The organism is Mycobacterium sp. (assembly GCF_032162105.1).
Lineage (GTDB): Bacteria > Actinomycetota > Actinomycetes > Mycobacteriales > Mycobacteriaceae > Mycobacterium.
The window spans coordinates 1-10,398 of the sequence record NZ_JAVRPS010000200.1; the positions used below are offsets into that span (position 1 = coordinate 1).

The 10,398-nt window shown below is 67.3% G+C and carries 8 protein-coding genes; 5 read left to right on the top strand and 3 right to left on the bottom strand.

Features of this window, described 5'->3' with window-relative positions; translation table 11 throughout:
- Window positions 1-296: 296 nt before the first annotated feature.
- Entirely contained in the window at window positions 297-1,967 is a 1,671-nt protein-coding gene (locus tag QOC69_RS10225; RefSeq protein ID WP_526438988.1) for a thiolase C-terminal domain-containing protein, read from the bottom strand.
- Between the two features lie 156 nt (window positions 1,968-2,123).
- Between QOC69_RS10225 and QOC69_RS10230 the strand changes: the two genes are divergently transcribed.
- Together QOC69_RS10230 and QOC69_RS10235 are read left to right on the top strand one after the other, a co-directional pair.
- Window positions 2,124-2,888 (top strand): SDR family NAD(P)-dependent oxidoreductase, encoded by a 765-nt coding sequence (locus QOC69_RS10230; RefSeq protein ID WP_526439002.1) that lies wholly within the window; start codon window positions 2,124-2,126, stop codon window positions 2,886-2,888.
- Window positions 2,889-2,893: 5 nt separating this feature from the next.
- Window positions 2,894-3,688 carry an SDR family NAD(P)-dependent oxidoreductase gene (locus tag QOC69_RS10235; protein ID WP_526438990.1) on the top strand — a complete coding sequence of 265 codons (795 nt, stop codon included), beginning with the start codon at window positions 2,894-2,896 and terminating at the stop codon, window positions 3,686-3,688.
- A gap of 28 nt (window positions 3,689-3,716) precedes the next feature.
- Here the strand turns inward: QOC69_RS10235 and QOC69_RS10240 are convergent, their stop codons facing one another.
- Window positions 3,717-4,883: an acyl-CoA dehydrogenase family protein gene (locus QOC69_RS10240; protein WP_526438992.1), complete on the bottom strand. Its 1,167-nt coding sequence runs from the start codon at window positions 4,881-4,883 to the stop codon at window positions 3,717-3,719.
- A gap of 4 nt (window positions 4,884-4,887) precedes the next feature.
- The gene (locus QOC69_RS10245; RefSeq protein ID WP_526438994.1) at window positions 4,888-5,922 is read right to left on the bottom strand and encodes an acyl-CoA dehydrogenase family protein; all 1,035 of its coding nucleotides are present in this window, start codon (window positions 5,920-5,922) and stop codon (window positions 4,888-4,890) included.
- Between the two features lie 223 nt (window positions 5,923-6,145).
- On the opposite strand from QOC69_RS10245, the gene QOC69_RS10250 reads away from it, so the two are divergent.
- From QOC69_RS10250 to QOC69_RS10260, 3 genes are read left to right on the top strand one after another with little or no spacing between them, the layout of a single operon-like run.
- Window positions 6,146-7,330 carry an amidohydrolase family protein gene (locus tag QOC69_RS10250; RefSeq protein WP_526438996.1) on the top strand — a complete coding sequence of 395 codons (1,185 nt, stop codon included), beginning with the start codon at window positions 6,146-6,148 and terminating at the stop codon, window positions 7,328-7,330.
- A 1-nt stretch (window position 7,331) separates the two neighbouring features.
- Window positions 7,332-8,576: a cytochrome P450 gene (locus tag QOC69_RS10255; protein WP_526438998.1), complete on the top strand. Its 1,245-nt coding sequence runs from the start codon at window positions 7,332-7,334 to the stop codon at window positions 8,574-8,576.
- A complete protein-coding gene (locus QOC69_RS10260) occupies window positions 8,576-10,216 on the top strand; it encodes a class I adenylate-forming enzyme family protein (RefSeq protein WP_526439000.1) in 1,641 nt (546 codons plus the stop codon). The genes QOC69_RS10255 and QOC69_RS10260 overlap by 1 nt, the downstream gene beginning before the upstream one ends.
- Window positions 10,217-10,398: the final 182 nt, after the last annotated feature.

Consider the following 10,398-nt stretch of genomic DNA (forward strand, 5'->3'; position numbering starts at 1 on the left):
CAGCCAGCAGCACCTGGATCGTCTCGACGAGCTCAGCCGTCCCACGCTCGGCTTCCCCGCGGATGTCATGCGGGAGGCTTGCGTTGTCGACGGGGTTTACGGCGCCCAACTAGTCGACATCGACGACCCCCGCGCGGAGGCCGTGCGCCGCACCACCGTTGGCACCTAGCACCGATCGGGGTGTGCACCCCAGCCTTGCACTTCGAATGCGCCGCGGGGCAATGCGTCTCGAGGAAGCCTCTGACCTGGGGCGGAACTGATCGATCTCGGGGTCCTGATCCAACCCCATGCCTTCCTCAGTCATCGCGTCGCAGGAGCAGCGCTCCCCCGGGGGTACCGCCACCTGTGGTGACGACCGCAACCTGGGCGTCGGCGACCTGGCGCTCGGCCGCCTCGCCGCGCAGTTGTGCGATGGCCTCGGCCAAGAAGCCGAACCCGTGGGTCCGTCCGGCCGATAGCTGACCGCCGTGGGTGTTCAGCGGCAACTTGCCATCCAGCGCGATGGTCGTTCCGCCGTCGAGGAAGTCGGCGGCCTCCCCGAGGCCGCAGAATCCGAGAGCCTCCAGCCATGACACCGCGTTGAAGGTGAATCCGTCGTAGAGCTCGGCGACGTCGACGTCGTCGGGCCGCAGGCTGGTCCTGCTCCACAGATGTGCGGCGGGCCCAAGAACCTGAGGTTCGTGGGTGAGAGTGTCCTGGTCCCAGGAGATCCGGTCGATCACCTGCGTGCCCACCGCCTCCACCAACACCGGAGGCTTCGGTCGGTCGAACGCCGTGTCAATCGATGACACGACCACCGCGATGGCCCCGTCGCACGGCACGTCGCAGTCGTATAGGCCGAACGGTGAGCTGATCATCCGCGCTGACAAGTAGTCATCAAGGGTGAGTGGATCGCGATAGATCGCGGCCGGATTGAGCGCCGCGTTCGCGCGCGCGGTCAGGGCGATGGGCGCCAGCGTCGAGGCGCGGTCTCCGCCGTAGCGCCAGAAGTAGTGCGAGGCGTTGACCCCGATCCAGTTGGCCGCGGACATGGCGCCGAACGGCGAGCGCCACTCGAACATCCCCGACGCCCGACCTCCCCCGCCGCGGGACTTCGCCTGCCTGGCGAGGGTGGTGTGCGTCGATTCCCACACGGTCCGGAAGCACAACACGTGACGGCACAGCCCGCCCGCGACGGCGAGCATGGCCGATACGACGCTGCCGCTGGGCCCGGGGACTTCACCCCCACCGCTGATCCACGTGGGCTGAATGCGCAACGCCTCCTCCACAGCGGTGACTCCGCCCTCGGACATTCCGCCGGCGTGTCCTCCGGGATAGGTGGCCAGGCCGTCGATGTCGGCCAAGGTCAGGCCGGCGTCCGCGACGGCGCGCAGGCACGCCGTCACGGTCAGTGACAGTGGATCGACCATGAGGCGGCGCCCGATCGTCGAGCTGCCGACCCCGGTGAGCGCCACCCTGTCTTCGAACTTGCTGGTGGACACCATTGGTCGCACGCTGCGGCTCAGATCGCGGGGGCCCGGGACCGGCCCGGCCTCGGGGGCGTCGGGATCCGGTTCGAACAGCGGAATCCAGATGTCGTCATGCTGCTCGAACGTCACCTTGACTTGCATGCCGATGGCGACGTGCTCCGGCTCGCAGCCGACGATGTTCGTCGTGAGTCGGGTGGATGGATCTTCGGCGAGGGCGACGACCGCGACCACGTAGGGCGGTGGAAACTTCGGCAGCCATTGCTGATGGTTCACGGTGAAACCGGCGACAGTCGCGCGTCCCGATACCGGCGTCATCGCCACCTCGACGCTGCGGCAACGCGGACAGATCGGCTGCGGTGGGTGGTGGTACTGGCTGCACGCCCGGCATCGGGCGATCCGGAGGCGTCCGTCGGCGCCGCTGGTCCAGAACGGCTCGCTGCCGATGCTCGGCTGAGGCAAGGGCCGCACCACCGGTTCGACGGGGCCGGGCTCTGTCATCGCACCTCCGGTCGCAGTCGACGAACATGTCGCCTGGATGCTTACAAGACGAATACGGCGTCCGGCGTCAGAGTAGAGGATGGCTCTACCTGTATGTACAGTAGCGTCCTCGTAAGAAGAATCTGAGTGTTACAGAAGGCAGGGGTGAACGTTCGCGTGAAGGTCAAGGACAGCGCCGCGGTAGTCGTCGGAGGCGCCTCGGGCATGGGGCGGGCCACCGCCGAACGGCTGGCGGAACAGGGCGCAAAGGTCGCCGTACTGGACCTACCGACATCGGAGGGGGTCGCCGTAGCCAAGGAACTGGGCGCGGGCGCGTCGTTTCACCCGTGCAACGTGACCGACAGCGACGGCGTGGAAGCCGCGCTGGCGGCTGCGGTCGAGGACCTGGGGGCGCTGCACATCGCGGTGAACACTGCCGGCGGCGGCGTATCGGCCCGCACGCTGGCCAAGAGCGGACCCCACTCCCTGGACGCCTTCCGGTCGGTGATCGAGCTCAACCTCATCGCGACCTTCAATCTGAATCGGTTGCAGGCCTGGCACATGAGCCACAACGAACCCGAGGACGCCGAACGCGGCGTCATCGTCAACACCTCGTCGATCGCGGCATTCGAGGGCCAAATCGGCCAGGTCGCCTACACCGCCGCCAAGGCCGGGATCGCCGGCATGACCCTGACCATGGCGCGCGACCTCGGCAGCCTCGGCATCCGGGTCACCGCCATCGCACCGAGCCTGTTCGCGACCGGGATCACCTCGCGAATTCCGGAGGAGATGGCCGGTGAGCTGACCCGCGACGCGGCGTTCCCCCGCCGGATGGGCCGACCCGATGAGTACGCGGCCCTGGCGCTGGCAATCGTCGAGAATCAAATGCTCAACGGCTCGGCGATCCGCCTCGACGCCGGCCAGCGGTTCGCACCGAAGTAACCGTCGTGGACCTGGGATTCGCCGATGCCACCGCGGTGATCGCAGGCGGAACCCGCGGCATCGGGCTTGCGACCGCCGTGTGTCTGGCCGAGCACGGCGCGCGGGTCGCCGTCATCGGCAGGAACGAGGCCCGGCTGACGAAGACCGCCGCGACGCTAGCGGCCGCCGGCAGTCCGGAAGTGCTGACATTGGCCGCGGATCTAGGCTCGGCCCCGGACGTCGACGCGGTCTTCGAGACGGTCGGCGCGCGGTGGGGTGCCCTCAACGTGCTGGTCAATGCCGCTGGGCCGGCTAGCGCTGGCCGCTTCGAGGACCTCGACGACGCGGGGTGGTCCGACGCTTTCGACCAAGGGGTGCTCACGGCAGTGCGCTGCGTGCGGGCGGCGTTGCCGCTGCTGCGCGCCGCGCCATGGGCCCGGGTGGTGAACGTGACGGCGATGTCCGTGCAACACCAATCGGCGGGCTTGGTGAGCTACACCGCGGCCAAGAGCGCGCTGCTCAGCGTGACGAAGAACCTCGCCCGCAGTCTCGCTGGCGACGCCATTCTGGTGAACGCCGTCGCTCCGGGTCCGATCCTGACCGACTGGGCGCGACCGGTGCTCGCCGCCGCCGGGATCGAGATGGATGATCCGGTGGCAGCGTTCGGGCTGCTGGGCCGCGACCACGGCATGTCGGTGGACCTGGGTCGGCTCGGGCTGCCGCAGGAGGTGGCCGCAGTCATTGCGTTCTGCGCGTCACGCGCCAACACCTATATGACCGGCGCTCACCTCAACGTGGACGGTGGCAGCGACTTCCTCTGAGCGCGTTGACGTCTCGCCGGACCGTCCGTCACCGCCGCGGACGGCTGCGAGGGAATCCCAGCCGGTTCTCCACGATGAGGCTGCGCAGCACCTCGCTGGACCCGCCATAGATCGTCGTCGCGACGGCGCTACGGTAGTGCGCCTCCAGGCTGCCGTCCACTGCGCTCTGCGGGTCGGTCCAGTCGAGCATGCCCGCGGTGCCCGCGAGGTCGATCGCCGCGGCAGAGGCCCGCACGTAACTCTCCGGCCCGAACAACGCCGACACCGGACCCGGTCTGTCCCCCTTGGCGTCCAGGAGGGCCACCCGCAGGTCGAGTAGGTCGGCCACCTCTCCTTCCATCGCCATGCGCGCCAGGCGTTCCCGGACCAGAGTGTCGTTGATCAGCTCGGTGCCATCGGGACCTTGGTGGGTGCGGGCGAACTCCAGCGCATCGTTGGCGACCCAGGCCGTGCGCGAACCCGGTGCGACGTTCTGCTCGGCCTCCAGCGCCGCCCGCATGACCGCAAAGCCCTCGTGTGCTTCGCCAACCCGGTTCGCATCGGCGACTCGCACATCGTTGTAGAACACGATGTTGGTGCGCTCGTGTCCCATGGTGTGCACCGCCTGGATCTCGACGCCGGGGGAATCCAGCGGGACCAGCAGCATCGTCAAGCCGCGGGGTCCCGCCGATCCGGGCTGCGAGCGAGTGAGCAGGAAGCAGTAGTCGGCGAGATGGGCGAACGTCGTGAAGATCTTCTGCCCGTTGATGATCCATTCGTCTCCGTCGCGCTGCGACCGGGTCGCGCAGGCGAACACATCCGAGCCACCGGCGGGTTCGGTGTATCCCAGACAAATCAGAACCTCACCGGCGGCGACGCCCGGCAGGACTCTGGCCTTGAGTTCCTCGGATCCGGTGGCGCGGATCGCGTTGGCAGGCAGCATCGTCGTACCGGGGCCTGCGGTCGGCACTCCCCCCTTGCGCAACGCGTCCCATAGCGCGGCCGTCTCGAACGGATCCAGTCCGGCGCCGCCTTCGGCGACGGGCCACCCCGACGCGATCCAGCCACGCTCCCCCAATTTGCGGGTGAGCGCGCGATCGACCCCGTCGCCGGTCCTTCGCTCGTTCTCGATCACGTCGCGGGTGACGTGTGCGGCGACGAATTCCTTCGCCTCGCGGCGGATTCGGGTCCAGTTCGCAGGTTCGGTGAAGTCCATCGGGTCATCGACCTCCGGTGGTCACGGGCCCGAACAGCCGGTCGGCGACGGTGAGCAGCTCGCGTCGGGGATCGGCGAACGCCGCCGCCCATGCCTTGGCCCTGCGGTAGTAGAGCTGGATGTCGTACTCCTCCATGAACCCGTATCCGCCGTGCACGTGCAGACTGTGCGTCGTCGCGTGATAGGAGGTCTCGGCCGCGAACGCGAACGCCATCGCCGCCAATGCAGCGGCGTCGTCCTGCCCGGAATCCATTGCCCAACAGGCCTTGTGGACCAGTAGTTGAGCCCCGTCCAGGGCGGTGACGGCGTCGGCGAACGGATGGGCGACCGCTTGGTACATCCCGATCGGCTGGCCGAACGCCTCGCGCACGATCGCGTAGCGGGAACCGATCCCGACGGCCGCGGAAGCCAATCCGACGAGCAACGCCGCGCGCAGTACGCGGACCTCGTCGACTGCGGTGTCGAAGGCCGTCCGCGCCTCGCCCCCCTCGGCAAGCACCGTGGTGGCACCCGGGGCATACCACGGGGCCAGCGGTAGTCCGCCGAGGTTTCGGCGTGCAGTCTTGGGTAGGCGGTCGGGGCGGGTCACGTAGACCACGGATTCGCCATCGAGGGCCAGCACCGCGTCCGCGATCGCCCCATCGACCAGCATCTGCTGCGATACCGGGCCGGAACGGGTAGCCAGTGACACGATGACCGATCCGGTCAGCACGGGTCCCAGCAGTTCCTTCTCGCGCAGGCGGCCCAACAATCGGGCCGCGGCCGCAGTCTCGGCGACGGGGATCGGGGCGAGGCGTCTCCCGGCTTCTTCGGCCACCAATGCCAGTTCGAGGAGGCCGCCGTCGGCGCCCCCGCAGTCCGACGGCACTCCGATCCCCAACGCACCGATCTCGGCGTAGTGCCGCCAGAGCAGCCCGTCGAAGCCCATCGACGGACTCGACTCCGCTCTTCGCACCCGCCGGGGTGTGGCCTGTTTTCCGAACAAGGCAGCGAACGCCTCGCGGACCGCGCGTTGCTCCCGCGTCAGACCCAGATCCACCTGCTCCTCCTCGCAATCTTGGCACCGTCCTCGACGTTCGACGACGCAGTGTCGCCGCCGCAGAGAGCGACGTTACCCGCCACTGGACTGGAACACGACAAAAAAGTACAGGCATATCCTCTTCTCACGCACTCGATGCTAGAGTCAGTCGCACATCTTATGGTCACTGGTTGTGCGGCGGTCATTCTGCGTCGCAACTTTGATCGATACGAGGAGGAGTTCAATGACGCCGCGATTGGGATTTTCGGTCTTCGATGGGGACAACCACATGTACGAGACCCGCGATGCGTTGACGAAGTTCCTGCCGCCCGAGTACCAGGGCGCGATCCGGTACGTCGAAGTGGACGGACGCACGAAGATCGCCACGCTGGGACAGATCAGCGAGTACATCCCCAACCCGACCTTCGACAAGGTCGCTGCGCCGGGCGCCCAGGAGGACTACTTCCACAACGGCAACCCCGAAGGAAAATCGCAGCGCGAGATCCTAGGCAAGGCGATCGCGGCAACCCCCGCGATGCGGGAGCCGGCGCCCCGGCTGGCGCTGCTCGACGAACAGGGCATCGACAAGTCGATGATGTACCCGACGCTCGCGAGCCTGGTGGAAGAACGGTTCCGCGAGCACCCCGAGGCGACCCACACGATCATTCACGCGCTGAACCAATGGCTGCACGAGACCTGGCAATTCGACTACAAGGGCCGCATCTTCACCACGCCCATCATCACCTTGCCGATCGTGGACAAGGCCATCGACGAACTGAACTGGGTGGTCGAGCGGGGCGCGCGCGCCATCCTCATCCGCCCGGCGCCCGTCCCAGGACTGCACGGTCCGCGGTCATTCGCGCTTCCCGAGTTCGACCCGTTCTGGAAGCGGGTGGTCGAGACCGGCGTGCTGGTCATCATGCACGCTTCCGACAGTGGGTATTCCAGGTACGCCAACGATTGGGAGGGTGGCGGGGAGTTCCGACCGTTTCAGTCCACGCCGTTCCGGTCCTACTTCACCCTGGCCCGCAATCCCGCCGAGGACGCGGTGGCGGCACTGGCCTGCCATGGCGTGCTGACGCGGTTTCCCGAGCTCCGGATCGGCATGGTGGAGAACGGAACCACTTGGTTGCCAAGGCTGTTCGAGAATCTCAGCGACACTCGCAAGAAGATGCCGCAGCTCTACGGCGAGGACCCACTGGCAGCGATCAATCGGTGCGTGTACTTCAATCCCTTCTGGGAGGAGAACGTGGCCGAGCTCGCCAAGCTGGTGCCCATCGACCACCTGTTCTTCGGCTCGGACTACCCCCATCCGGAAGGGCTGGCCGATCCGCTCAGCTACGCCGACCGTCACCCCGAGCTGAGCGACGACGAGGTCGCCATGGTGATGAGCGGCACGCTGTCGAGCATGATGCGGGTCGACGCCTGAGATGTCGACTGATCAGGGTGCGCCCCCAGCCACGGAAGCACGCGACGACGGCTCCCCCATGGAGTTCAACCCGTACTCCGACAGCTTCTTCGACGATCCCTACGACACCTACCGCTGGATGCGCGACGAGGCTTCGGTCTACTACAGCGAGCGGTGGGATTTCTATGCCCTGACCCGCAACGCCGACGTCGTTGCAGCGCACCGGGACTGGGAGAGTTTCAGCAGCGCTTACGGCGTCACCCTTGACGCATTGTCGATGCGCCACAGGTTCGACGAGATGAACATGTTGATCCTGCTGGATCCACCCGAGCACGAGCGGTTGCGCAAGCTGGTCCGGCAGGTCTTCACCAAGGCGGCGATCGCCAACCTGGAGCCGTTGGTGACCGACGTCGTCGCCTCCTATGTCGAGGAGCTGGCAGGCAGGGATCAGTTCGATTTCGTGGCTGACTTCGCAGCGCTGTTCCCGGTGGAGATCATCTCCTCGATGCTGGGCGTTCCGGACGGGGAACGCCAGCAGATCCGGCTGTGGACCGATGGGTTCCTGCACCGCGAGGAGAACAACCCGTTCGCCACCGAGAGCGGCGTGGCGGCGTCGATGGCGATGGGCGAGTACTTCCTGGCCCTGGCCAAGGAGAAGCGGCGCAAGCCCGACGACCTGATCATCAGTCGGCTGGTGACCGCGACCTATGAGGACGAGACCGGGGTGACGCACCGGCTCACCGACCAGGACATCGCCACGTTCGCGGTGCTGATCGCCGCGGCAGGCAGTGAAACAGTCACCAAGCTCCTGGGTAGCGGCATCATGGCGTTCCACCACAATCCCGACCAGTGGCAGCTGGTGCTCGCCGACCCCGGCTCGATTCCGGGCGCGATCGAGGAGATGCTGCGGATCAACCCGCCCTCGCAATATCAGGGCCGGTTCACCACCCGCGACGTCACATTCGACGGTGGCACGATCCCAGCAGGGTCGCCGACGCTGCTGGTCACCGGCGCCGCGACCCGCGACCCGCGGGCCTATGACCGGCCCGACGTGTTCGACATCAAGCGGGGCGGAGCCACCACGCTGGCCTTCGGGTACGGCGCACACAGCTGCCTGGGTTCCTGGCTGGCCCGCTTGGAGAGCCGGGTCGCGCTGCAGCAGCTCCGTGAACAATGGCCACGGTTCGACGTCGACACCGAAGGGCTGCAACGGGTCACGGCGTCCAATGTCGCCGGGTACTCCCACATCCCGGTGCACGTGCGCTGATGGCCGCGGCGCACACCGCCGAGCCCACACCGGCGCCCGACGCGTTGCCGGCAAGCATTCCCGAACTGTTGGCGTTGCGGCGCGCACACTCTGACGGCGAACTTCTGATCACCGACCACGAGCGGCTCAGCTTCGCCGAAGCCGACGAGCAGTCGCAGGTGCTGGCAGATGCACTACTGGCCAGCGGAGTGGGCAAGGGAACCCGGGTCGGGATCCTGTTCCCCAATTGCGCGCAGTGGATCATCTCCTGGTTGGCCGCGGCCCGCATCGGTGCGCTCACCGTCCCCTTGTCGACCTTCGCGCCGGGCGCCGAACTCGCTCGGTTGCTGCGCCACACCGACACCCAGGTGCTGTTGATGGGCCACTCGATCGCGGGGCGCGACCTCGTCGATCGGCTGGCCGACGCCCTGCCCGGGCTGTCCACCGGTGACGCGGCGATCGGCCTGCCCTATGTCCCCTTCCTGCGCCGCGTGCACGTCTGGCCCGACTCCGACCGGTCGTGGGCCACACCGTGGCCCGGCACTACGGAACCGGTTGCGCCCCTGGCAGGTTCGGCTGAAACGGAGGTTCGGCCTGCCGACGATCTCGTGCTCGTCACCACGTCCGGGACGACGGCGCTGCCGAAATCCGTCGCGCACACGCACGGCAGCCTGGTGCGCCACGCCTACATCCTGGCGCACCACCGCGGCGTCACCGCCACCGACCGCATCTATTCTCCGATGCCGTTCTTCTGGGTCGGCGGGCTCACGATGGTTGTGCTGCAGGCACTCTCGACCGGTGCGGCGGTCCTGGCTCAGGACGTGTTCGAACCCGGTGCCACGCTGGCGCTGCTCGAGCGCGAACGGGCGACGTACGTTTCGTGCTGGGCCCAGGCAAGTCAAGCCATGACGGATCATCCCGACTTCGCCAAGCGCGACCTCTCGAGTGTTCGCGGCGGCACCATGCTGGAGGCGCTGCCGCCTGAACGGCGGCCCAGCGAGCCCGAGTTGACCCCGAACATGCTCGGCATGACCGAGACGGGCGGCCCGCACACCATGGTGGAGGTGCCCGACACGCCGTTGCCGACCGAACGGCGGGGATCGTTCGGGATCCCGCTGCCAGGGGTGGTGCAGCACCGGATCGTGGACCCCAGCGGTCTCGAGGTGGCACCCGGGCAACATGGCGAGATCCAAGTTCGGGGCCAGATACTCATGAGCGGGATCTACAAGCAGGAACGCCACGAGGTGTTCAGTCCCGATGGCTGGTATTCGACCGGGGACCGCGGATGGTTCGACGGCGCCGGGCATCTGCACTTCACCGGCCGCGCAAGCGCTCTCATCAAGACCGCGGGATCGAACGTCTCACCGGCGGAGGTGGAATCGGTGCTCGACGCGATGCCCGGCGTGCTGCACAGCTTCGTCGTCGGCCTGCCGCATCCGGTACGCGGCGAGATCGTCGCAGCCGCCGTCGTGCCCTCGCATGATGCGGAGCTGTCCACCGAGGAAGTCATGGCCCACGCCCGCCGCAACCTGTCCGGGTTCAAAGTGCCGACCGTCATCGCAGTGCTCGCCGAGAGCGAGCTACCGATGCTGCCCACCGGCAAGGTCGACCGTCAAGGTCTGGTCAGGCTATTGACGACGGACCGGTTTCAGCTTGACTAGGGAGGGAAAGCCATGGATTTCGCAGCCTTCCGCTTGAGTGATGACGAGCGAATGAAACTTCTTGCAGTGCAGACCGAATGCACCGTCGGGTGGCTCAACAGCGACGGTTGGCCGGTGTCGGCATTCCTAACCTACGTGTTTGAGCGCGATGCGTTCTGGGTGACGTCCTTCCGCGACCGTCC